At 60.9% G+C, this 21,660-nt stretch carries 24 protein-coding genes; 11 read left to right on the top strand and 13 right to left on the bottom strand.

All coding sequences use genetic code 11. The annotated features are described in order from the left end of the window. Positions 1-19: 19 nt before the first annotated feature. The 6 genes from ACR0NF_RS08050 to ACR0NF_RS08025 form a co-directional block, all read right to left on the bottom strand. Positions 20-154, bottom strand: a complete 135-nt coding sequence (locus ACR0NF_RS08050) for an aa3-type cytochrome c oxidase subunit IV (protein ID WP_480470947.1) — start codon at positions 152-154, stop codon at positions 20-22. A 68-nt stretch (positions 155-222) separates the two neighbouring features. Then, positions 223-777, bottom strand: a complete 555-nt coding sequence (locus tag ACR0NF_RS08045) for a hypothetical protein (RefSeq protein WP_480778045.1) — start codon at positions 775-777, stop codon at positions 223-225. Next, positions 764-2,602, bottom strand: a complete 1,839-nt coding sequence (locus ACR0NF_RS08040) for a glycerophosphodiester phosphodiesterase family protein (protein WP_480778044.1) — start codon at positions 2,600-2,602, stop codon at positions 764-766. Before ACR0NF_RS08040 ends, ACR0NF_RS08045 begins: the two co-directional genes overlap by 14 nt. Before the next feature lie 64 nt (positions 2,603-2,666). After that, positions 2,667-3,119, bottom strand: coding sequence for a DUF6173 family protein (locus ACR0NF_RS08035; RefSeq protein WP_480470950.1), 453 nt, complete (start codon positions 3,117-3,119; stop codon positions 2,667-2,669). A 4-nt stretch (positions 3,120-3,123) separates the two neighbouring features. Further along, positions 3,124-4,170, bottom strand: a complete 1,047-nt coding sequence (locus tag ACR0NF_RS08030; protein WP_480778043.1) for an MBL fold metallo-hydrolase — start codon at positions 4,168-4,170, stop codon at positions 3,124-3,126. Then, complete coding sequence (locus ACR0NF_RS08025; RefSeq protein WP_480778042.1) at positions 4,170-5,873, bottom strand: acyl-CoA dehydrogenase family protein; 1,704 nt, start codon at positions 5,871-5,873, stop codon at positions 4,170-4,172. Before ACR0NF_RS08025 ends, ACR0NF_RS08030 begins: the two co-directional genes overlap by 1 nt. Positions 5,874-6,005: 132 nt before the next feature. Between ACR0NF_RS08025 and ACR0NF_RS08020 the strand changes: the two genes are divergently transcribed. Continuing rightward, on the top strand, positions 6,006-6,953 hold the full coding sequence (locus tag ACR0NF_RS08020) for an L-threonylcarbamoyladenylate synthase (protein ID WP_480778041.1): 948 nt from the start codon (positions 6,006-6,008) through the stop codon (positions 6,951-6,953). On the opposite strand, the gene ACR0NF_RS08015 is transcribed toward ACR0NF_RS08020, so the two are convergent. After that, complete coding sequence (locus ACR0NF_RS08015) at positions 6,950-7,504, bottom strand: YqgE/AlgH family protein (RefSeq protein WP_480667241.1); 555 nt, start codon at positions 7,502-7,504, stop codon at positions 6,950-6,952. The genes ACR0NF_RS08020 and ACR0NF_RS08015 overlap by 4 nt on opposite strands. Before the next feature lie 148 nt (positions 7,505-7,652). On the opposite strand from ACR0NF_RS08015, the gene ACR0NF_RS08010 reads away from it, so the two are divergent. After that, entirely contained in the window at positions 7,653-8,465 is an 813-nt protein-coding gene (locus ACR0NF_RS08010; protein WP_480667240.1) for a protein-disulfide reductase DsbD domain-containing protein, read from the top strand. Positions 8,466-8,469: 4 nt separating this feature from the next. Further along, a complete protein-coding gene (locus tag ACR0NF_RS08005; protein WP_480667316.1) occupies positions 8,470-8,919 on the top strand; it encodes an NUDIX hydrolase in 450 nt (149 codons plus the stop codon). On the opposite strand, the gene ACR0NF_RS08000 is transcribed toward ACR0NF_RS08005, so the two are convergent. The 6 genes from ACR0NF_RS08000 to ACR0NF_RS07975 all read right to left on the bottom strand — a co-directional run bounded on the left by ACR0NF_RS08000 (position 8,886) and on the right by ACR0NF_RS07975 (position 16,391). Further along, positions 8,886-12,287, bottom strand: coding sequence for an efflux RND transporter permease subunit (locus ACR0NF_RS08000; RefSeq protein ID WP_480778040.1), 3,402 nt, complete (start codon positions 12,285-12,287; stop codon positions 8,886-8,888). The genes ACR0NF_RS08005 and ACR0NF_RS08000 overlap by 34 nt on opposite strands. Before the next feature lie 5 nt (positions 12,288-12,292). Then, positions 12,293-13,750: an efflux RND transporter periplasmic adaptor subunit gene (locus tag ACR0NF_RS07995; protein WP_480470957.1), complete on the bottom strand. Its 1,458-nt coding sequence runs from the start codon at positions 13,748-13,750 to the stop codon at positions 12,293-12,295. A gap of 105 nt (positions 13,751-13,855) precedes the next feature. Continuing rightward, positions 13,856-14,398 (bottom strand): molybdenum cofactor biosynthesis protein B, encoded by a 543-nt coding sequence (moaB, locus tag ACR0NF_RS07990; protein WP_480470958.1) that lies wholly within the window; start codon positions 14,396-14,398, stop codon positions 13,856-13,858. A 6-nt stretch (positions 14,399-14,404) separates the two neighbouring features. Continuing rightward, on the bottom strand, positions 14,405-15,025 hold the full coding sequence (locus ACR0NF_RS07985) for a LysE family translocator (protein ID WP_480470959.1): 621 nt from the start codon (positions 15,023-15,025) through the stop codon (positions 14,405-14,407). Beyond that, positions 15,022-15,621, bottom strand: coding sequence for a metallophosphoesterase family protein (locus ACR0NF_RS07980; protein ID WP_480778039.1), 600 nt, complete (start codon positions 15,619-15,621; stop codon positions 15,022-15,024). The genes ACR0NF_RS07985 and ACR0NF_RS07980 overlap by 4 nt, the downstream gene beginning before the upstream one ends. Continuing rightward, a complete protein-coding gene (locus tag ACR0NF_RS07975; RefSeq protein WP_480471924.1) occupies positions 15,618-16,391 on the bottom strand; it encodes a uracil-DNA glycosylase in 774 nt (257 codons plus the stop codon). The genes ACR0NF_RS07980 and ACR0NF_RS07975 overlap by 4 nt, the downstream gene beginning before the upstream one ends. A gap of 85 nt (positions 16,392-16,476) precedes the next feature. Here ACR0NF_RS07975 and ACR0NF_RS07970 point away from each other — a divergent pair, with 85 nt between their 5' ends. Genes ACR0NF_RS07970 through ACR0NF_RS07935 form a run of 8 tightly spaced genes read left to right on the top strand, consistent with a single transcriptional unit; the run spans position 16,477 to position 21,575 of the window. Next, complete coding sequence (locus ACR0NF_RS07970) at positions 16,477-17,091, top strand: scavenger receptor class F, member 2 (protein WP_480778038.1); 615 nt, start codon at positions 16,477-16,479, stop codon at positions 17,089-17,091. Positions 17,092-17,150: 59 nt separating this feature from the next. Next, positions 17,151-18,086, top strand: a complete 936-nt coding sequence (locus ACR0NF_RS07965; RefSeq protein WP_480659217.1) for an aspartate carbamoyltransferase catalytic subunit — start codon at positions 17,151-17,153, stop codon at positions 18,084-18,086. Then, positions 18,083-18,601, top strand: coding sequence for a hypothetical protein (locus tag ACR0NF_RS07960; RefSeq protein ID WP_480659216.1), 519 nt, complete (start codon positions 18,083-18,085; stop codon positions 18,599-18,601). The genes ACR0NF_RS07965 and ACR0NF_RS07960 overlap by 4 nt, the downstream gene beginning before the upstream one ends. After that, positions 18,586-18,972: a hypothetical protein gene (locus ACR0NF_RS07955; protein ID WP_480659215.1), complete on the top strand. Its 387-nt coding sequence runs from the start codon at positions 18,586-18,588 to the stop codon at positions 18,970-18,972. The genes ACR0NF_RS07960 and ACR0NF_RS07955 overlap by 16 nt, the downstream gene beginning before the upstream one ends. Next, positions 18,969-19,421: a hypothetical protein gene (locus ACR0NF_RS07950; RefSeq protein ID WP_480778037.1), complete on the top strand. Its 453-nt coding sequence runs from the start codon at positions 18,969-18,971 to the stop codon at positions 19,419-19,421. The genes ACR0NF_RS07955 and ACR0NF_RS07950 overlap by 4 nt, the downstream gene beginning before the upstream one ends. Then, on the top strand, positions 19,418-20,698 hold the full coding sequence (gene pyrC / locus ACR0NF_RS07945; protein WP_480778036.1) for a dihydroorotase: 1,281 nt from the start codon (positions 19,418-19,420) through the stop codon (positions 20,696-20,698). The genes ACR0NF_RS07950 and pyrC overlap by 4 nt, the downstream gene beginning before the upstream one ends. Further along, positions 20,698-21,303: a glycerol-3-phosphate 1-O-acyltransferase PlsY gene (gene plsY / locus ACR0NF_RS07940; RefSeq protein ID WP_480778035.1), complete on the top strand. Its 606-nt coding sequence runs from the start codon at positions 20,698-20,700 to the stop codon at positions 21,301-21,303. Before pyrC ends, plsY begins: the two co-directional genes overlap by 1 nt. Continuing rightward, positions 21,300-21,575: a hypothetical protein gene (locus ACR0NF_RS07935; protein WP_480778034.1), complete on the top strand. Its 276-nt coding sequence runs from the start codon at positions 21,300-21,302 to the stop codon at positions 21,573-21,575. The genes plsY and ACR0NF_RS07935 overlap by 4 nt, the downstream gene beginning before the upstream one ends. Positions 21,576-21,660 lie beyond the last annotated feature (85 nt).

Below are 21,660 nucleotides of genomic sequence, written 5' to 3'. Positions count from 1 at the left end.
AACGCGCCTCGGGGACCGATTAGGACGCAAAAACCGCCAGAAAAATGCAAAGGAAGACAATCGCCACCACGCACCAGGTGGTGAATTTGACGAAACCGTCGAAGGTTTTGGTCTGAACGGTGATGTCCATCTCGCCGTGCTTGTGATCAGCCATGTTCGTAAGAATCCCAATTCGCGTGTTTGAGATGTTGGATAATGCAAAATTCAGGGCCTGTCACGACGTCATTCTCGCGCAGTTGAACCAAAGATCGTGCAGCCCGGATAACCGAACCCCCAGCGCCAGGGCAACCCACTGCAGGGACCGCCCCCAAAACGCACCGCCAGGAACATCGCCTCGGAGGTGATGGAATGGACAGATCTAATCTGCTCCGGTGTCATGTCGTAGCGTTCAGCATAGTCCTCGGCATGGGTCACACCATGGGCTTTGACGCAGGCACGCAGGGCGTCATCAGCCGCGAGGCGGGCGTCAAAGCTGGCCTCGGCCTGTGATGCGCCGCCTGCATTTTGATAGGCGCGGTCATGGGTGACACAGCAATATTCCCAGGGCGGATGCTCTTCATAGAGCAGGCTGAACTTGGGGAAAGTCTCGGCAACCAGACGCCAGCTTGACGACAATCCACCCGAACAGCCATCGGTTTCGAACGGGATTAGTTCGACCCCTTTGATGGAACTCATCAACGCCCGGTGCGCTGGCATTTCCACGTTGCGCATCAGGTCCTGTCCGGCAACGGGCAGCGCGAAGCAGGCCAGAAAGGTGGCAAGCTTAAGGGCTTTCATCGCGCATCTCGGCAGTGTCAACCGACAGACCAAAGGTGGTCGCCAGCCACAGCATGAGCCGTTCACCCGGTCCCATCTCGGACCGAACACGCAGCACCTCGCGAGCTATCGCCGGACGGTCGGTAATCAGCCCGTCGACCCCCATTGAGGCCATGGCCGACATTTGCAGCGGATCATTCACCGTCCAGACATAGATATCTTTGCCCGCCTCGTGGACCGAGCGGATGAGGCCCGGCGAAACAGTTGCCGCATTCACGGCCACGAAATCGCCCTCCAGCCCCGACAAGTCGCCTATCGCTGTTGCCGCCAGCACCCCCGCCCGCCAATCGGGGCGCAGCGCTTTCATCTTCTGCACTGCCGGGTATTTCAGCGACATGGTGGCGATGTCGTCTTGCATACCTAGCTCTTCGACAATCGCAGCAACACGGTTTTCCAGATCAACGTCGTGGCCGTAATATTTCAGCTCGATGATGACCTTGGATTTGCCCTTCGCGGCTTCCAGAACATCGCGCAGCGTGGGCGTACGTTCCGAGGCATATTCCAGGCCGAACCAACTGCCGATATCGATCTCGGCCACGTCTTCCATGGTCGCGTCCCAAACCTTGAGCGGCACGCCCGCCAGTTTCATGAAATCGCTGTCATGGGCGATAATGACCACATCGTCTGCGGTTTCCTGCACGTCGATCTCAACCCAGTCGGCGCCATCCTCGATCGCTTTCAGAACCGACGCCATCGTGTTCTCGGGTCGCAACGCCGCCGCGCCCCGATGGCCAATGACAGCCGCATGATCCGGAGCCTGCACCCGTTCCAGCAGTTCCTGCCCGAACCAGAGCCCGATGAGCAGAGCGGCGACCGCGCCCCCAACCACGGCATATAGCGGCGCACGCAGATTACCGGGTTCGGGATGGGGCACTTCTTTGCCCTTTGCATCTAAGAACCCATCCAACAGAACCGCCAGCGCGCCCAGCGCGATCGCGGCCAGCACCAACCCGGCCAGCGACCAGAGACCAGCAACGATCAGGCTGAGGATCAGGGCGAGGCGCAGGTTCGTACCCTCTTGTAGCGGCACCAGATCGAAGAAGAACCCGGCAACGATTGCGATCAGCGATGCGATGACGATACGCAGGACCAGCCACAGGGCAAGTTCGATCTTGAGGCGGCCACGGCGCCCTTCCATCCGCTCGGCGCTGCGATCAAAGGCCTGCGCCGGCGTGCAGCTTTCGAACAGCACCAGATGCAGCGCCAAGGCCCAGGCCGAAAGCTTGCGGATCAGAACCCACGCCAGACAGAGAACCACGAAGCCGATCAGGACCACCGCGACCCAGAATGAAGGTGGGTGGAATGTGAGGTAATAATTGATGTCGTATTCCGTCAGCGTCCACCACGCTATTGCTCCGGCCACAAGCACGAAAGGCAGCGCCAGAAGCAAAACGCGCAGGATGAAACGCGCCGCAAAGCCGAACAGCGCAGGCAAGCGGGTCAGGATCAAACGGATGGAGGCACTGCCTGCCCGCCACGGATCGCTCTCACCCATCCGCAATGAACCGGCCATAACCGAGAACACAAAGACTTCGGCCAGCAGAAACAGGCTGAGCACCGCAATTGCCGCGATGAAGCCCGCAGGCGACAGCAGGAACATGGCGATGTCCTGATCGGTCAGCGCCGATTGATTCGACAGGGAGACGGCCAGATTGACCGCGATGGCCACCCCCGGCGCGATCAAAGCCACCAGCAGCAACCGCACCGCCAGATAGATCGGCACAAAGACGCGCCGCCGCGCCCATGCGCCGCGATAGGCGGTTGTAACGGCTGAGAAATTGGTCACGCAGCACCCTCCTGAATGATGATCTCATTCAAGGCTGCGAAAGCATGAATTGCAAGAGTGTGCGTTAGTTGTCTTCCAGATCAGCCGCCAGTCGGAACCCGATGCGATTGGCCGGTTTATCCTCGACCGTTTTGGGCAGAGCGCGCAGCATCACGTTCAACTGGCTGACATGCTGAACAAGCTGGGTCTTCGCCCCACCGCCATCCGAGCCATAGAAGGTGATCACATCGGGATCAAAATAACCCATGCCTTCAATCCGCATCACACCGGCATCGCCGCCGGTAAAGCCCATGGCGACCTCTTGATCGCCATCCAGCGTCTTTTCGAAGTTCTGGATATACATGATCAGCCGCTCATAGGCCCATTGCGCCGGGCTTTTGGTTTCGACCGGCGCTTGCAAAGTTTTGGGCAGATCCTTGTTGCCCGAGGCCGCCTCGGGGTTGGCATGCACCTCGTAGCATCGTGGTAAAGCTGCGGATTCCGCCGCTTCGGCCGAGGTTTCGATCTGGTCCTGCATCGCTCTACCCTTTGCGCTGATACTCCCACGCCCCGTCCGCGCGGCGCGTCCGGGTGACAGATCCAATGTGGTAGAGATGGTTCACATGTGCAACCGCTTCGACCAGCGCGAGGCCGTATTCACCGCCCTTGATCTGGCGCTTGAACAGCGGGGGAAAGCACTCGGCGGCGGTTTTGGGGTGGTCGAGGTCGTTTAGCAAACGTTCCAATGCGCCGTGGTGATTGTCGATCAACTGACGCATGCGGGTGGGCAATCCGGTGAACGGCAGCTTGTGACCACCCAGAACGAGATGATCAGGCCGGGCCAATGGTTGCAGGCGTTCGCAGGCCTCTAACCAGTCGGCCACCGGATCGGCCATGGGCTCGGTCGCATAGACGCCCAGATTGGAACTGATCGAGCTGAGAATCTGATCGCCGGTCAGCACCAGATTGTCGTCGCGGCTCCAGAACGTGCAGTGTTCCGGCGCATGACCATTGCCCATGTGGACATCCCAATCACGCCCCCCCATGCGGATCACATCACCCTGTTTGATCCGGGTAAAGCCCAGCGGCATAGGGTAGACGGTGTCGGCAAAGTTGAAGGGCCGCTCGGCCATCCGACCCGCTAACACATCCGCGTCCATTCCGGCGCTGCGATAGTAATCGAGCGTTTCCTTCGGCCAGTTCTCCTGCACGTCCAGCGTCAGCATTCGGGCGAACAGCCAGGCGGTGCGGCTGGTAACCAGTTCGGCGCTATGTTCGGACTGGAACCAGCCCGCGTTGCCCACATGGTCGGGGTGGTGATGGGTGACCACAACCCTGTGGACAGGCTTACCGGCCAGAGGCCCTGCCATCAGGTTCTGCCAGATGGCACGCGTTTTCTTCGAAGAAAGCCCGGTATCGACGATTGTCCAACCGTCACCATCATCCAGCGCGTAGACATTCACATGATCCAGCGCCATAGGCAGAGGCAGCCTGATCCACAAAACCCCCTCGGCAACCTCGACCCATTCGCCGGGAGCAGGTGGTTTCTCCCACGGGTATCGCATCACTTGTGGAGCCTCGCCATCCATCAGACCGCCAACTCCTCTGCGCTAAGTGCGTATAGGTCATCCGCCCCGTTCTGCGCCTGTGCCAGAAGGCCGGTATGTTCGGGTAGCAACGCGTTGATGTAGAACCTTGCCAGTTTGGCGCGCGGTCCATCGGGGTCGGCTAAAGCGGCAGACAAATGGTAGTGCCCACCCAACACCCGCGCGAAAGCCTTGAGATAGGTCGCCGCCCCGGCAAAGCGGTTGTTCATGTCTGATTGCGCGACGATCCACTCGGTGGCTTCACGCAGTGACTCAGTGGCCTCCCACACCGGACCGGCGAGTTCCGGCATGGTGGCGCGGGCTTTTTCGGCCTGATCCTCGATCTCATCCAGAAGGTTCGAGGCCGCCTCACCCCCGTCTATCATCTTGCGCGCCACAAGATCCATGGCCTGAATGCCGTTGGTGCCTTCATAGATCGCGGTCACACGGACATCGCGGTAATACTGTGCCGCACCGGTTTCTTCGATGAACCCCATACCGCCATGCACCTGCACCCCGGTCTCGGATACGCGCATACCGGTCTCGGTGCCGAACGCCTTGCAGATCGGCGTCAGAAGCGCCGCTCGTGCTGCCCAATCGGCCTCACCGGTGGCCTGCGCCATGTCGATCGCGGCGGCATTGGCCAAGATGATCGCCCGCGCCGCAAATACATCTGCCCGCATGCTCATCAACATCCGTCGCACATCTGCGTGGTCAATAATCGTGCCTGAGGGCGTCTTGCCTTGCTTGCGTTCCAACGCATAGGCCAGCGCGTGCTGATAGGCTCCTTCGGCGGCCCCCACGCCTTGCCCGCCGACGCCAAGGCGCGCGTTATTCATCATGGTGAACATCGCGGCCATCCCGCCATGCTCTTTACCGACCAGCCAGCCTTTGGCCCCGTCATATTGCATCACGCAGGTGGGCGAGCCGTGCAGACCCATCTTGTGTTCCAGCGAAACCACCTTCAGGTCATTGGCCACGCCGGGATTGCCGTTCTCATCAGGGATGTACTTGGGCACCAGAAACAGCGATATGCCTTTGGTCCCCGGCACGCCGTCCGGCAGGCGGGCCAGAACCAGATGGCAGACATTCTCGGTAAAGTCGTTGTCGCCCCATGAGATGTAAATCTTCTGGCCGGTCACCGAATAGGTGCCGTCACCGTTATCCTCGGCCTTCGAGGTCAGCGCGCCGACATCCGATCCGGCCTGCGGTTCGGTCAGGTTCATGGTACCTGACCATTCGCCCGCCATCATCTTGGGCAGATAGAGCGCTTTCAACGCGTCGCTTGCGTGATGCTCCAACGCTTCGATCTGGCCCTGGGTCATCAACGGAGCCAGCTGCAGCGACAGGCAGGCGGCGCTCATCATCTCATTCACGGCGGTGGTCATGGTCATGGGCAGGCCCATGCCGCCATATTCGGGGTCACCGCTCATCCCGATCCAACCGCCTTCGGCGATTGCTTTCCACCCTTCCGCGTAGCCCGGAGAGGTGCGCAATACACCGTTCTCCAACCGGGCGGGTTCCAGATCACCGGGGCGTTGAAGCGGTGCCATGATCTCTTCGCACATCTTCCCCGCTTCGGTCAGGATGGCGCTGACCACGTCCTCGCTGGCTTCCAAGAATTTCTCGGTCGCGGCGATCTGGTCAAATCCGATCACGTTGCGGAACAGGAATTCATAGTCTGAGATCGGGGCGCGATAGGGCATTGTTTCCCTCTGAGTCTGGCAAGTTGTCAGCGTGGGGTTGGAATCCCGGCCCCACGCCGGTATTCATCTGGGCTGGCACGATTACCTACCGTTACCTGAACTGCAAGCAACCAAAACGCGGCGTCACGATCCATGACCCTTCTCGGTACTCAAGACTTATCCGCAGACGCGGATGGCATCGCTCAGGCCGCCGACCTGTTGCGGCAGGGGCTACTGGTCGCCTTCCCGACCGAGACTGTCTATGGCCTCGGAGGTGATGCACGAAACGGAGAGGCAGTGGCCGCGATCTATGAGGCCAAGGGACGGCCCAGCTTTAACCCGCTGATCGCCCATGTCGCCTCGACCGAGACTGCGAAACGGTTCGTTGAATGGACCGATCAGGCCGAGCAATTGGCGCAGGCCTTCTGGCCCGGTCCGCTGACACTGGTTCTACCTTTGCGCGCCGACCACGGGATATCATCGCTTGTCACCGCCGGATTGGATACTTTGGCCGTCCGTGTGCCCGCACATCCGACTGCGCGGGCATTGCTGGCGGCGTTCGATGGCCCGGTGGCAGCCCCCTCGGCCAATCCTTCCGGTCAGATCAGCCCGACCACGGCGGCGCATGTCCGGGCAGGGCTGGAGGGGCGCATTGCAGCGATTCTGGATGATGGGCCATGTGGTGTCGGGCTTGAATCCACTATTGTCGGTCTGGCCGGTGCCCCGGCTCTGCTGCGCCCGGGTGGGGTTGCTTTGGAACAGATTGAAGACGTTCTGCAGACGGAATTGCATCACCATCAAGCGGGTGATCTTCTGACCGCTCCGGGGCAGTTGCAATCGCATTACGCACCAGATGCGCCGGTCCGCCTGAACGCCGGGTCGCGCCAAGGGGATGAAGTTCTGCTGGGTTTTGGACGGGTCGATTGCGATCTGAACCTGTCTGAGAGCAGCAGCCTGCCCGAGGCCGCCGCCAATCTATTCGCCGCCTTGCACACGCTGAACGAAACCGGCAAACCGATTGCAGTATCCCCGATACCGGACCACGGACTGGGCGCAGCCATCAACGACCGCCTGCGCCGCGCGGCAGCCCCACGCGACTAGGCGCGGCCTGCGCTGGCAGACAGGGACAAAGGATCAACCCCGAGCGTGGCCAAAGCGGCCTCCCATTTCTCATCGTCGGGCACGTCGAAGACCAGTTTCGAGGTCGCATCGGTGGTCAACCAGCCATTCATCGCGATCTCATCCTCAAGCTGATCGGGACCCCAGCCGGAATAGCCCAGCGTCAACATCGAATTCAGCGGCCCCTTGCCGGAGGCCAGATCCTCGAGCACATCCAGCGTGGCGGTCATGCTGAAATCTTCGGAAATCTGCATCGAATGCAAATTGGCCTCGTAATCCGAGCTGTGCAGGACAAAACCACGCGACATCTCGACCGGGCCGCCGAACTGGACCAGACGTTCCCCCACCACCGGAACACGGCAGGGGATGTTGAGCTGTTCCAGCAGGGTCTTGATTCGCAGATCCGAGGGCTTGTTCACGATCAAGCCCATCGCGCCGTCTTCGCCATGACTGCAGATATACACGACCGAATGCTCGAATCGTGGATCGCCCATGCCGGGCATCGCAATCAACAGTTTTCCCGTAAGGTCCATCAGCAGACATCTCTTGCGCCATAGGATGATCCTAGAATGACCCTGCGGAAGCCGGAATGGCAAGGGATCAGCCCGGATTTCCGTGCATTTCAGCTAAGTGACCGGAACGTGACTTGGAATTCACGCCCGAAATGCGCATGTTCTGCATATGAAAACGCTTTGGAAACCCACTGCAGCCGTGCTGGCCGCCACCTTTTGCATCGGCTCCCCTGCCCTCGCGCAAGGGCTCGACAATCTGGTGCAGCTTGAGGTGCTGGACGGCGGCAAGACCTCCGAGGGTACCTATCAGGGGGCTTTGCGCCTGACGCTCAAGGATGGGTGGAAGACCTATTGGCGTGCGCCGGGCGATGCAGGCATTCCGCCGCAGTTTGACTGGAACGGTTCCGGCAATGTCGCGGATGTCGCGATCACATGGCCCGCGCCGCATGTGTTTGACCAGAACGGCCTGCGCTCGGTCGGGTATGAGGATCAGCTGGTGCTGCCGGTCGAAATCACCCCCATGAACCCGGCTAAACCTGTGCGTTTGCGCGGTGAGATGGATCTGGGCGTTTGCAAGGATGTCTGTGTGCCCGGTCGACTGGATTTCGATCACACGCTGGATGCCGCGGCCGGGCGCAATCCGGCCATCGCTGCCGCCCTCGCCCAGCGCCCGTTTTCCGAGCGTGAGGCCGGTGTGGCAGGTGCAACCTGCCATTTGACACCGACCGCGGACGGGATGCAGATCGAGGCGCATATCACCATGCCCTCTGCGGGCGGGGCCGAATTCGCCGTCATCGAACCGGGCAATCCGGCGCTTTGGGCATCGCAACCCGAGACACGCCGCCAAGGCAATACTCTGATCGCAAGCTCAGAGGTCATCAGTGCCTCGGGCGGGCCATTTGCATTGGATCGGTCTGAGGTGCGCATCACCGTTCTTGGCGCGAACCATGCCGTGGACATACAAGGGTGCAGCGCAGGCTGACCGGATGAGCCAAACCCCAAAGATCGGTGCTTTGGCGGTCGTGCTACACGACAATCAAGTGCTGTTGGTGCAGCGTAACAAGCAACCCGATGCGGGTCTTTGGGGATTTCCCGGCGGCCATGTGGAATGGGGTGAAACCGTTCTGGACGCCGCCACCCGTGAATTGCGGGAAGAAACCGGCGTTATCGCCGAGCCTCTGGCCTATCTCGACAATCTCGACCTGCTGTTGCGCGATAGCGATGGGCAGGTGCGGGCGCATTACTTGCTGGTTGGTGTGGCGTGCAGCTATATGTCGGGCACGCCGGTCGCAGCGGATGACGCTCGGGATGCGCGGTGGTTTCCAGTCGAAATGATTATGACCGGGGACCTTCCGATGAGCGACCGGGTGCCCGACCTGCTGCAACTTGCCTTGGCCACCGATCAGGCAGCGGACCGCTCAGACAGGCGCGCATAGAGCACGCTGGACAACACCACACCCAACAGCAGGATCAGCACCGCTCCGACCGCGAAGACACCAAAACCCATCTGCAAAACGCTTGGGCCTTCGGCAGCTGGATAGAATCCAGAAAGCAACGCCAAAGGCGTGCCTGTCACCGCGGGCCAGATCATCGAGGCGCCCAGCCAGACCGCCAATGCAACGCCTGTTATGCGCACAGCGATACGCACCACCCTGTCTGGCGCGCGCAAGGCACGTCGCATCGACGTCATGGGCCGCGAAACGTCGTTTAGGATGGCCAGCAACGCAGGCACCAGCAACAGGATCAGCACCATGCCAAAGCCCAGCCCGTAGACCAGAGTGATTACCGTCGGTTTCAGGAACTGCGCCTGCTGTGAGCTTTCATACATCAATGGCGTCAAACCCAGCACTGTGGTCAGGGTAGTCAGCATCACGGGCCGCAATCGGTCAGCCGTGCCTTCGACTATCGACGGCACAAGCCCGCGTTCCTGTTGATATCCGTCAATCGTGGTCACCAACACGATCGAGTCATTGATGATGATTCCGGTCATGCCCAACAGTCCAACGACGGTGAACATGCTCAGCGGCACGCCCCACAGGTAATGCCCCCAGATCGCACCCACGAGGCCAAAGGGGATAATCGCCATCACCACGAGAGGTCGCGTCCAGCTGGCAAAGACCCAGGCCAGCACCAGATAAATCCCGGTCAGACACAGGATCAGCCCGGTCCGCGCTTCGGACAGGAACTCGTCCTCCTGCTCGCTCAGACCGGCCATGCGCCATTCGACCTGACGTTCGGCAGCAATGTTGGGCAGAATCTCTTCGCGCATAGCGCGTGCGATTTCGGCAGCCTGCGCCGGATCATCCTCGGAAATATCACCATTCACCGAGATCACGCGCAGGCCGTTTTCACGCCGGACGGTCGAGAACCCCGATTTCCGTTCGACTGATACGATATCAGCCAGCGGCACATAGACCCCGTCCGGCGTCCGCATCAGCGTGCGCTCAAGGAAGTCAGCGGTCAACTCGCCTTCGGGCAGTTCCACCCGGATTTCGGCACTGCGTGGACCGTCGGGGAAGGTGGCCGCCTCGATCCCGTTCAGACGGTTTCGCAGCACCCGGCCCAGCGTCTCAATACGGAAGCCCAGCGCCTGACCTTGCGCGGTCAGATCCAGAATGAACTCTTCCTTGTCATAGGCCAGATTATCCTCGAGGGCCGAGACCTCAGGGTATTTCGACAATGCCGCCTGCAGGTCCTCGGACGCGGATTTCAGCGTGTTTACATCCGCCCCAAAGAACTCCACATCGATCGCGTCACCGCCCGGTCCCGAACGCCAGCCGCGGAAGCTGAGCAATTCGACCTTCGGGTGGCGCGGCACGAAATCCTGAAGCTCGCCCACGAACTCGAAGCTGGAATAGGGGCGCAGATCGGCGTCGATCAATTCGATCGAGATACCGCCCAGCAGATCACCATCCTTGCCGTCTGCCGCGCGCAGGCCGTACCCGGCAGAGCCGCCGACCTCGGCCAGAACATATTCGATGGGATTGCGGCCATGACGCTCTTCGTAGATCTGGCCCAGTTCCTCGGTGGCCTGCTGCACCATGCGCATCATTTCCAGCGTGTCGGCGCGGGTGGCACCTTCGACCATGATGAAATTACCGGTGACTGAGCCGCGTTCCGGCGCGTTGAAGAACCGCCAGTTCACGTCGCCCCGGATGAACAGCGCGATCTGGCTGGCCAGAATAACCACCATTAACGCGACCACCACATATCGCGCCCAGACCACCCAGGCGACCAGTGGACGGAACAGATGATCGCGTACCCAGCGGAACCCCTTGTTCACGATGCGGTTTGGCCAGTCATACCAATGTTCCTTGGCCGAATGTGTTATGGCATGCGCCATATGGTTCGGCAGAATCAGAAAGCACTCGATCAACGAAGCAATCAGGACAGCAATGACCGTGAAGGGGATATCGCGGATCAGCTCTCCGAACCGGCCACCGATGGCGGTCAGGCCGAAGAAAGCAATGACCGTTGTAATGGTTGCCGCAAACACCGGCATCGCCATGCGCCGGGCGGCGCGTTCGGCGGCGATCATTGGGGCCTCACCCAGACGGCGGGCGCGGAAATCGGCGTGCTCACCCACGACAATGGCGTCATCGACCACGATGCCCAGCGTGATGATCAGACCAAACAGCGACACCATGTTCAGCGACAACCCACCCAGATACATCAGCGCAATCGCCGCCGACATCGCCACCGGAATACCTGCGGCCACCCAAAAGGCGATGCGGGCGTTGAGGAACAGGAAGAGCAGGCAGACCACCAGCCCGAGGCCCACCAGCCCATTGTCCACCAGAATATCCAGACGGTCGGTGATTGCCTGCGCGCGCGTGCGGATCAACTCGACCGTGATGCCTTCGGGCAGGCTGGCCTGCATTTCGGCCACCACATCCTCGACCGAGCGCTGAATACCGATGGCATCACCCAGATTCGAGCGGTCAACGCGGATCGACATGGCCGGATTGTCGCCCACGAAATAGCTGCGATTGCGCGTGACGCCCTCGACCCGGATCTGCGCCACATCGCCAACAACCAGCTTTGAGCCATCGGCAAAGTTACGCAGAGCGATACCTTCAATCTCTTCCGGGGTACGCTTCTCGATGCCGGTCCGGATGCGCGCATTGGCGCCCGTGACATCACCCGCAGGGTTTGCCGTGACCTCGGCGGCAATCGCCTCGGCGACCTCCGAGAGCGATATATCGTTGGCAATCAGCTGCGCAGTGGGCACCTCGACCACCACACGCGGAGCGGCCAGACCCCGGATCGTGGTGCGCGTAACACCGACGGCAAACAGGCGGCTGATCAGCTCATCGGTGAACTTGGCCAGCTGCTCGGCCTCGATAGGGCCAGTGATGACCACATCCGTCACGCGATCCCGCCACGCCCCGCGCCGGATCGTCGGTTCTTCGGCATCTTCGGGCAAGTTGGTCACGCTGTCGACGGCAGTCCGCACCTCCTCAACCGCGCGGGACATGTCCCAGTTCGGCTCGAACTCCAGCCGAACCCGTGCCGAGCCTTCACGTGAGGTGGATTCGGTACTCGCAACGCCTTCAACAGCCAGCAGCGCCGGTTCCAGCAATTGGATGATGCCATTATCGACATCTTCGGGACCTGCGCCCTCCCACTCGACATCCACATCGACGCGTTCAAGAATAACGTCGGGAAAGAATTGTGCCCGCATGTTGGGGATCGCTGCGACACCCAGCACCAGCATGACCAGCAGCAGCAGATTGGCCGCTGTCCTGTGCCGGGTGAAATAACTCAGGATACCGCCCGCCGCGTTGGGAATGTCGCGGATCATAGCGCCTAGCCCCCGGCCCGATTGTCATCAAGACGGCGCACGAGGGCGGCGGGCACCTTCGCCTCACTCAGCTGACCCAGCATTTGCGCCTTGTCTTCCTGTGACATCGCATCGCTGGCTTCGACCTGCGCGACAAGCTGGGCGCGCTTTTCATCCGAAAGCTCAACCATGCGCGGGTCAGCTTCGGCGCTCGCCTCAATCCGCAGGGGCCGCACCCGTACGCCCGAGCCCAGCAATGGGGTCCGGCCAATCACCACTTCCCGACCTTCCAGACCGTCGCCACGCAGCAACACTTCATCGCCCTGACGGCGGATCAATTGTACGGCCAACGGTTCCAGCCGGTCATCCGGACCAAGCACCAACACATTGCCCGCAGCATCCAGAACCGAGGATGGCAGACGTACAACATTGTCGAGCGGTTGTTCCTCGATCGAAACGGTGACGAAATCCCCCGGCTTGAAGCCGGGCGCATCGTCGAGACGGGCGTATATCAACCGCCCCGTCTGCCCTTCACCCGCGGCACCGCTGTCCCGGCTGATCCGGCCTCTGGCGGTCAGATCGGTGCCAGTGACCTCAAGCGAGACTGTGACCGGAGCGGAGATCAGATCACCCTCGGCATCAAGCAGGCGCACGAACTGGGCAGTTGAGACACGGAAAGCGACCTCAAGCGCGTTGGGGTCCACCAGTTCAGCCAGTTTTTCGTTGGCCGCTACCAGACGCCCTTCGACCAGCGTGACTTCGGTCAGCGTCCCATCGAATCCGGCATGGATCGACATATCCTCCAAATCGCGTTCGGCCCCTTCCAGAGCAATGCGGGCGCGGGCGAAAAGAGTGGTCGCCTGATCCACCCGAGATTCGGCTTGCGCCAATGCAATCCGGCGCGCCAGAACCGCCTGATGAGCAGATGTTGCGGCCAGTTCCGCCTCTTCGACGCTGGCAGCTGCGCCGACGCCGCGAGTCTGCAGGTCCTGTTGACGCTGCAGCGCCCGGTCGCGCAGTTCAGCCTGCGCTTCTGCTGATTTCAACTCGTCCTGCGCCAGCAGCAGAGAGCGTTCGGCATCCCGCTCTTCAAACTGGGCATCCAGAAGATCGGATTTTGCGCGGTCTAATGCCGATTGCATATCGGCCGGGTCAAGCTCGACCAGCAGCTCGCCAGCGGTCACGGTGCCGCCGTCTTCGAAATCTTCGGCCAGTGACACAACGCGCCCGCCCAATGCCGCCCGCAGCTCCAACCGGCGGCGGCTTTGAATCTGTCCGAATGCTTCCAGATAAGGCGTGACGGTTTCCGGCTCGGCGGTGCGGACACTCACGGCGAAGATACGTTCCCGCGCCTCCGGGGCCTGCTTGTCTTTGGTTAGCACATCCTGCACCGCGCCCGAGATCATCTGCGCGGCAACAATCAACAGGCCCAGCGTCAGAAACGCCAGGAACACCCCAACAAGGCTTTGCCGCAGAAATCGCATCGGTCACTTACCTCGGGTCGCACATGCTGCCTTCCGCAAAGGTAGCCGGGTCGTAAAAAATGCCAAGCCACAAAGCGGTTATGATGCGTTGAACGCAGAACCAGTCTACTTCCGTCGCAGATGTTCGTCCAATCTGGGCATTATTTCCACGAAATTGCAGGGCCGGTGGCGATAATCGAACTGTTTCTCGAGAATCGCGTCCCATGCGTCCTTGCACGCGCCCGGGCTGCCCGGCAGTGCAAACAGGTATGTCCCGCCCGCCACGCCACCCGTGGCGCGGGATTGCACCGCCGACGTTCCGATCTTTTCCATCGACACGATGGTGAAGACAGTGCCAAAGGCCTCAATCTCTTTTTCGTAGACGTCCCGATGTGCCTCAACCGTCACGTCACGACCCGTGAGACCCGTGCCGCCGGTCGAGATCACAACGTCGATTTCAGGGTCCGCGATCCATTTACGCAATTGGTCGGAAATCTGGGCGCGTTCATCCTGAATTATCTTGCGATCCGCCACCGAATGGCCCGCCTTCTCGATCCGATCCACCAACGTCTGGCCTGAGCGGTCTTCGGCCAGAGATCGGGTGTCTGACACGGTCAGAACAGCGATGCGGACGGGAATGAACTCCATGCTTTCGTCAATGCGTGACATATGACGTCAGGCCCTTTCCATGATGGCAAGCCGGATGGCGAGGGCGGTGAAAATCCCCCCCGTTACCCAGCCCATGATGCGCGAGGCGCGCGGGTTAGAAATCAGCATCCGTCCGGCGCCACCGGCAAACAGACCCACCAGGCCATTCACCACAAAACCGCCCAGCGCGATAATGGCACCGAGGATCAGGAACTGCACCAGAACCGAGCCCAGCGCTGGGTTTACGAATTGCGGGATGAAGGCCAGCACGAACAGGATCACCTTGGGGTTGGTAAGGTTCACAATCATCCCGTCGCGAAACGCGAAATGCTTCGGTTTACTTGGGGCGTCGCCCGAAACCGCCCCCTTCCGGATCGCCCCCCACGCGAGATAGAGCAGATAAGCAACGCCCATCCAGCGGATCACATCGAACAGCCACGGCAGCGTCGCGACTGCAGCGCCAAGGCCGAGACCAGCAATCAGGACGTGTACCATGCCACCCACAGCGACCCCAGCACTTGCGGCAAGCGCCGGACGCGGACCCGCGCGCAAGCCCTGACCGAAACAAAACATCATATCTGCGCCGGGTGTGAAATTCAGCGCCAGCGCGGCCGGAATGAAGGCCAAAAGGGTGACCGTTTCGATCATGTGTTCACCTCGAACCAATGTATTTTGGGGCCCAGGTTGGCGATCTGGCTGCGCCCGATCGTGCCGCGATAGCCCCAGCTGTCATGGATATGCCCGCAAAAGACATGAGTTGGTTGAAGCCGTTCAATTGCGTCCAGCACAGAAACCGATCCCACGGACAGGCCTTGCGAAGTGGTATCGCCATGCCCCTTGGGCGGAGAATGCACGATAAGGACATCTGTGGCTTCGCAACGATTCAGCAGCTCTGCTGCCTCCGCTTCGGTCAGATCACAAGACCAGTCGCCAAATGGGGTCACGGGCACGCCATAACCCAGACCAAACAGGCGCAAACCATCAAGGGTCATGCCCGTTCCGTGCAGAACATGTGCACCGTCGGGTGCGGCGGCGGTCAGTTCCTCGGCGCTTTCGGCATTGCCGGGCACCAGAACCAGCGGCGCGGCGATACCTGAAAGCATATCCATCGCCTCATCCAACCCGCGTCGTCCATTGCAGAAATCTCCGGCCCCGATGACCAGATCGGCCTCGGCGCTGGCGGCGACCAGATCCGCGGCCCGGTTGCGCGCCATGTGCAGGTCAGAAAACGCCAGAACCCTCATGCCCCGGCCCCCAGCCGCGCTTTCAGTTCCAGCAGATCAGCCCAGGCCTGCCGCTTCATCTGCGGTTGCCGCAGCAGGTAGGCGGGGTGAAACATCGGGATCACCGGCAGGCCCAGCGCCTGATCCCAGTTGCCGCGCAGACGGGTGATGCCGCGTTTGCCCAGCACCGCCTGACAGCTGATATTGCCCATCACCACCAGAACCTCGGGCTTGGCCAGCGCCACATGGCGTTCCAGAAACGGCTTCATCATGCCGATCTCTTCCGGCTTGGGATCTCGGTTCTGCGGCGGCCGCCACGGCAGCACATTGGTGATATAAACGTTCTCACGCCTGTCCAGATCAATCGCGGCCAGCATCCGGTCCAGCAACTGCCCGGCGCGTCCGACAAAGGGCTTGCCCTCGCGATCTTCATCGCGCCCGGGTGCCTCGCCGATGATCATCACCCGCGCGCCAGGCGTGCCGTCAGCGAACACCAACTGCCGCGCGCCGCGTTTCAGGTCGCACAACCCGAAGGACTCCATCGCAGCGCGCAATTCGGTCAGCGTCCCGGCGGCTTTCGCTGCGTGCTGCGCAACCTCTGCAGGATCAACCTTTTCGGGTGCCTCGGATGGCGCAGTTGACTTCACTGAGGCGGGCTTTTTGGCCTTGGGCGCTTTGTCCGGCAGCCCATAGCGATCGATCGGCGCATCCGCGATCGCGTCAGTTGCGCCCAGCTCAATCTGCCACTCCAGCAGCGCCCGCGCGGTATGATAGTCCAAGCCCGATTCCATAGCTCTCAATCTAACCAGCTTTTGATCGAGGGAAAGCGAATAGACCTTGCCACAGCCCCTTCTGAGGTCGACCATACGGTTATTCATGCTCTTGATCCTACGAATCCTTCTGATCGGACTGTTGCTGACCCTCGCCAGCGACCCTGCGCAGGCGAGCTTTCACGACCGGCAGGGGCAGTGCCGCGCCGGCCAACTGCAATGCGGTCGCAATTGTTGCCCTGCTGGCCAACGCTGCAGTTTCGATGGCCGCTGTATTCCCCCAGGTCACACTTATTGCGGTGGCGGTCGTACCTGCGGCCCGTTCGAGCGCTGCGTGGCAGGGGGAACCCGTTGTGCCCCAGCGGGGGCGAATAAATGTACTTCACGTCTGGATTGCCCGGGCGGCAGCTTCTGCAACGGGCGCGGCGAATGTGAGCGCATCACTCCGGATATCGATCCCGCACCAGCCACGACCTGCGCGGATGGGCGCACCTGTGAGTCAGGTTCCTCGTGCCTGCCCGGCGGTGGATGCTCGCGCCCCGGCTGGTTTTTGTGCGAGGAAACCGGTTCGCAATGCCGCCCCGGCTTCAAATGCTCGGCCCATCAGGGCTGCGTGCCGATCAAGGCTATCGATTGCGGCTATGGCAAATGGTGCAAACCCGGCGAGCAATGCCTGCCTGAAGGCGGATGCGAGAAACTGCCCGAAGGGTCGGAACCTTAGGTTGCCTCTGCCCGCGTGGCTTCCTATAAGCGGTCCGATTGTCAGACAGGAGCCCGCCCATGCGTTTCGCCCATCGTCACCTTCTTGGCATCGAGCATCTGTCGCAATCCGATATCACCGCTATCCTCGATCTGGCTGAAACCTATGTCGATCTGAACCGGCAATCGACCAAGCATTCGGATGTGCTGTCGGGGCTGACGCAGATCAACATGTTCTTTGAGAATTCTACCCGCACGCAAGCCAGTTTTGAACTGGCGGGCAAGCGTCTGGGCGCGGATGTGATGAACATGGCGATGCAGGCAAGCTCGATCAAAAAAGGCGAGACGCTGATTGATACGGCGATGACGCTGAACGCGATGCATCCCGATCTGCTGGTGGTGCGGCACCCCCATTCCGGGGCAGTGGACCTGCTGGCGCAGAAGGTAAACTGCGCCGTGCTGAATGCGGGCGATGGGCGGCATGAACACCCGACGCAAGCCTTGCTGGACGCGCTGACCATCCGCCGGGCCAAGGGCCGTCTGCACCGGCTGAACATCGCGATCTGCGGAGACGTGGCGCATTCCCGCGTGGCACGCTCGAACCTGATCCTGTTGGGCAAGATGGAGAACCGCATCCGACTGATTGGCCCGCCGACGCTGGTGCCGTCTCAGTTCGCTGAGTTTGGGGCTGAGATCTACGACGACATGAATGAGGGGCTGAAAGACGTCGACGTCGTGATGATGCTGCGTCTTCAGAAGGAACGGATGGACGGCGGCTTCATCCCCTCGGAACGCGAATACTATCACCGCTACGGTCTGAATGCTGCAAAGCTGGCGCTGGCCACACCCGATGCCATCGTCATGCACCCCGGCCCCATGAACCGCGGGGTCGAGATCGACGGTACGCTGGCAGATGACATCAACCGGTCCGTCATTCAGGAACAGGTCGAGATGGGCGTCGCCGTCCGCATGGCTGCCATGGATCTGCTGGCGCGCAATATGCGAGAAGCCGCATGAGCAATCTGACCATTGCCCCCCACGAACGTGGCGTGATCCGCCTGTTCTCGCTGGACATGCGCCCGGAAGAGGCGAAATTCCTGCGTGAACCGGGGGCTGTCGATCAGGTGCTGGGCGTCAAAGGGCTGGACCCTGAACAGATCGATATCTTTCCGGTATCCGACCTCGAAGACCTCGGACTCTATGGCTATCTCAGCGAAGGCTGTGGCGTTTCCGAAGACCAGTTGGACCGCCCGAGGTTGGAGGCCATTGAAGGCTGGGTAATGGTCTTGCGCAGTGCCGCATTCGGCGGCCGGTCGGCCACACTTTCACCTGACCCCCGCCTGCATCTGATAGGACTCTTCACCGAAGAGGCGACCAACTGGACCGGCGGCACAATTGAGACCGAAAGCGCCAAGCCATTCTCGGCCCCACAGACCATGCCGACCGATGACACACCGCGCCGCTTCGGCTCCTCAATCATTGCTTTGCTGATCCTGATTGTCATCGGAGGTGCCTTGTGGCTGATCCTGTGATCTTCACCCCAGACAAAGGTGCTTATATCCGCACCAATACCTGGCTGGCCGCCCTTGCGATGGCAGGCGCAATGGTGGTGCTCTGGCTGATCGGCAATCCATACGTCTGGACCGGCGCGCCTGCGGGTCTAGCCGCGATCGGCTTCCGCGCGTGGTATCTGGCCTCGGAAGAGCTGACCGCCACTTGGGAGATGACGGACACCACCCTCACCGGCCCCGGTCCGCGCAAAGTGGCGTTGAACCAGATTGAGGTCGTCAACACGATGGGCAGTTTCGTCCAGATCGTCACCAAGGGCGGCGACAAGCACCTGATCAAGTATCAAGCAGATCCCGCAACCACCAAAGCCGCAATCGAAAGGGCCATGGCATGAGTGACGAGTGGTGGCGCAAAAGCATACCTGAAACTGAAGAAGTTCTGTGGTTTGGGCAACCGGATCAAGGGTTTTTCCCACCCCGATACGGTTGGGCCTACAAAGCTGGGCTTCTCGGGTTAACTGCTTTGTGGCTTGCCAGCCCTTGGATATTTGACACAGTTAGAGACTTCTGGAAACTCATCTGCGGCACTTTGATCTTGCCTGTCACGATGTGGGCAGACCGTTTTGTTCGGGCACAACGCATGTATGTAGTAACCTCGCACAATGCGTGGGTACTCAACAAAGAGCTAAAGACCAAAAACTTGAAGATCGATCAGTTTCTCAACTTCCGAACCGGACGCCGCGCTATCTTATTCAACCGGAACCCGTTTTTTTCATTTGATCATCTTGCTGACCCCGATGCCGCTATGAAGGCGCTGCACCAAGCCCGCGAGGCCTCCACATGACATCTTTAGTTTTTACCAACGCTCGCCTGATTGATCCCGAGGCGGGTACAGACAGCACCGGTTGGTTGCAGGTCATCGATGGCCGGATCGTTGCGCGTGGTGAGGGCGATGCTCCGACCACGGACGCGCAGGTGATTGACTGCGGCGGGCAATGCCTCGCCCCCGGTATCGTCGATATCGGCGTCAAGGTCTGCGAACCCGGCGAGCGGCACAAGGAAAGCTACAAATCCGCTGGTCTCGCGGCGGCTGCCGGAGGGGTGACCACCATCGTCACCCGCCCCGATACGCTGCCTTCGGTCGACACGCCCGAGACGCTGGAATTCGCGACCCGGCGCGCGCAGGCGGATGCGCCCGTCAATGTGTTGCAGATGGCCGCCCTGACCAAGGGGCGCGAGGGGCGCGAGATGACCGAGATCGGTTTTCTGCAGGACGCAGGCGCCGTGGCCTTTACCGATTGCGACCATGTCATAACCAATACCAAGGTGTTCTCGCGCGCCCTGACTTATGCGAAGTCCTGCGGCGCACTGGTGATTGCGCATCCGCAAGAGCCGGGACTCAGCAGCGGTGCGGCGGCAACCAGCGGCAAGTTCGCGGCGCTGCGCGGTTTGCCTGCTGTGTCGCCCATGGCCGAACGCATGGGGCTTGACCGCGATATCGCTCTGCTGGAGATGACAGGCGCGGCCTACCATGCCGATCAGATCACCACTGCCCGCGCACTGCCTGCGCTCGAACGCGCCAAGCGGAACGGGCTGGACATCACCGCCGGGACCTCGATCCACCATCTGACGCTGAATGAGTTGGACGTGGCCGACTATCGCACCTTCTTCAAGGTGAAGCCTCCGCTGCGGTCGGAAGATGACCGGCAGGCCGTGATCGAGGCGGTGCGGAGCGGTTTGATCGACACGATCAGTTCGATGCACACCCCGCAGGACGAGGAAAGCAAACGCCTGCCGTTTGAAGAGGCAGCCTCGGGCGCGGTCGCACTGGAAACGCTACTGCCCGCAGCGTTGCGCCTGTATCATTCCGAACAGCTGAACCTGCCGACCCTGTTCCGCGCCATGGCGTTGAACCCGGCGAAACGGTTGGGTCTGGAAAGTGGCCGACTGGCCGAGGGTGCGCCCGCCGATCTGGTGTTGTTCGATCCGGATGTGCCTTTTGTGCTGGATCGGTTTGCGTTGAAATCCAAATCGCAGAACACTCCATTTGACGACCAGCGTATGCAGGGTAAGGTCACCGCAACCTATGTGGCCGGAAACGAAGTCTACCGGAGAGCCTGATGCCCCTTTTCGACAGCACAATGATCCAGCTGATCCTGTGGGCGGTTCTGGGCTACCTGATGGGATCGATCCCGTTTGGAATGGTCATCGCCAAGGTGATGGGGCTGGGCAATCTGCGTAATATCGGGTCGGGCAATATCGGCGCGACGAATGTGCTACGGACCGGCAATAAGGCGGCTGCGGCGCTGACACTACTGCTGGATGCAGCCAAGGGGGCGGTCGCGGTACTGCTGGCGCGGGCAATGGTCGGAGAAGACGCCGCGCAGATCGCAGCCCTGATGGCGTTCCTCGGCCATTGCTTTCCGGTCTGGCTGAGCTTCAGGGGCGGTAAGGGAGTCGCCACGTTTCTGGGCATCTGGCTGGCGCTGGACTGGCGCGTCGGCCTTGCCTGCTGCGCAACCTGGCTGGTGGCCGCCGCGATCTGGCGCATTTCGTCAGTTGGCGCCCTGGCTGCCGCGGCGCTGTCAACAACGTGGATCATGGTGCTGACCGATGGCAGCACATTCATTCTGGGGATCGTGCTGACCCTGCTGGTCTACTGGCGGCACAGCGCCAATCTGGCCCGGATCAAGGCCGGGACCGAGCCCAAAATCGGCAAATCGTGACCCAGTCGGAGCGCGTCGCAAACGCTCTGGCCAATCTGCCGACAGGCACATTCACCGGGATCGCCGACAACCGGCGCTATGTCGTGTCTCACCAGATCATGGCGCGTGGAAAGTCGCACAAACTGGTGGCGCACGAGCTTGGCGGACCGGACTATATCAGCCTGAACCTCTATCTGACACGCAACAGTGGGGCACTGTTGCGTCCCTGCGAAATGCCTGCCGAAAAGGTGGCGGCCTTCGTTCTCGCGCTGGTCCCTGACGTGCGCGAATGAACAGGCGCTATTCGCGCATGCACAATCACAATTGATTGCTTTGAACGTGAACAGGGCACCTCCCAATTGGATGATGTGACGGCCA

The organism is Ruegeria sp. CF4 (genome assembly GCF_056537345.1).
This window is presented reverse-complemented; position numbering and strand designations above follow the sequence as displayed.

Excerpts from the sequence above, each read along its gene's own strand:
- ACR0NF_RS08050 (WP_480470947.1), bottom strand. The coding sequence starts at position 154 with ATGGCTGATCACAAGCACGGCGAGATGGACATCACCGTTCAGACCAAA.
- ACR0NF_RS08045 (WP_480778045.1), bottom strand. The coding sequence starts at position 777 with ATGAAAGCCCTTAAGCTTGCCACCTTTCTGGCCTGCTTCGCGCTGCCC.
- ACR0NF_RS08035 (WP_480470950.1), bottom strand. The coding sequence starts at position 3,119 with ATGCAGGACCAGATCGAAACCTCGGCCGAAGCGGCGGAATCCGCAGCT.
- ACR0NF_RS08030 (WP_480778043.1), bottom strand. The coding sequence starts at position 4,170 with ATGGATGGCGAGGCTCCACAAGTGATGCGATACCCGTGGGAGAAACCA.
- ACR0NF_RS08025 (WP_480778042.1), bottom strand. The coding sequence starts at position 5,873 with ATGCCCTATCGCGCCCCGATCTCAGACTATGAATTCCTGTTCCGCAAC.
- ACR0NF_RS08020 (WP_480778041.1), top strand. The coding sequence starts at position 6,006 with ATGACCCTTCTCGGTACTCAAGACTTATCCGCAGACGCGGATGGCATC.
- ACR0NF_RS08015 (WP_480667241.1), bottom strand. The coding sequence starts at position 7,504 with ATGGACCTTACGGGAAAACTGTTGATTGCGATGCCCGGCATGGGCGAT.
- ACR0NF_RS08010 (WP_480667240.1), top strand. The coding sequence starts at position 7,653 with ATGAAAACGCTTTGGAAACCCACTGCAGCCGTGCTGGCCGCCACCTTT.
- ACR0NF_RS08005 (WP_480667316.1), top strand. The coding sequence starts at position 8,470 with ATGAGCCAAACCCCAAAGATCGGTGCTTTGGCGGTCGTGCTACACGAC.
- ACR0NF_RS08000 (WP_480778040.1), bottom strand. The coding sequence starts at position 12,287 with ATGATCCGCGACATTCCCAACGCGGCGGGCGGTATCCTGAGTTATTTC.
- ACR0NF_RS07995 (WP_480470957.1), bottom strand. The coding sequence starts at position 13,750 with ATGCGATTTCTGCGGCAAAGCCTTGTTGGGGTGTTCCTGGCGTTTCTG.
- moaB (WP_480470958.1), bottom strand. The coding sequence starts at position 14,398 with ATGTCACGCATTGACGAAAGCATGGAGTTCATTCCCGTCCGCATCGCT.
- ACR0NF_RS07985 (WP_480470959.1), bottom strand. The coding sequence starts at position 15,025 with ATGATCGAAACGGTCACCCTTTTGGCCTTCATTCCGGCCGCGCTGGCG.
- ACR0NF_RS07980 (WP_480778039.1), bottom strand. The coding sequence starts at position 15,621 with ATGAGGGTTCTGGCGTTTTCTGACCTGCACATGGCGCGCAACCGGGCC.
- ACR0NF_RS07975 (WP_480471924.1), bottom strand. The coding sequence starts at position 16,391 with ATGGAATCGGGCTTGGACTATCATACCGCGCGGGCGCTGCTGGAGTGG.
- ACR0NF_RS07970 (WP_480778038.1), top strand. The coding sequence starts at position 16,477 with ATGCTCTTGATCCTACGAATCCTTCTGATCGGACTGTTGCTGACCCTC.
- ACR0NF_RS07965 (WP_480659217.1), top strand. The coding sequence starts at position 17,151 with ATGCGTTTCGCCCATCGTCACCTTCTTGGCATCGAGCATCTGTCGCAA.
- ACR0NF_RS07960 (WP_480659216.1), top strand. The coding sequence starts at position 18,083 with ATGAGCAATCTGACCATTGCCCCCCACGAACGTGGCGTGATCCGCCTG.
- ACR0NF_RS07950 (WP_480778037.1), top strand. The coding sequence starts at position 18,969 with ATGAGTGACGAGTGGTGGCGCAAAAGCATACCTGAAACTGAAGAAGTT.
- pyrC (WP_480778036.1), top strand. The coding sequence starts at position 19,418 with ATGACATCTTTAGTTTTTACCAACGCTCGCCTGATTGATCCCGAGGCG.
- plsY (WP_480778035.1), top strand. The coding sequence starts at position 20,698 with ATGCCCCTTTTCGACAGCACAATGATCCAGCTGATCCTGTGGGCGGTT.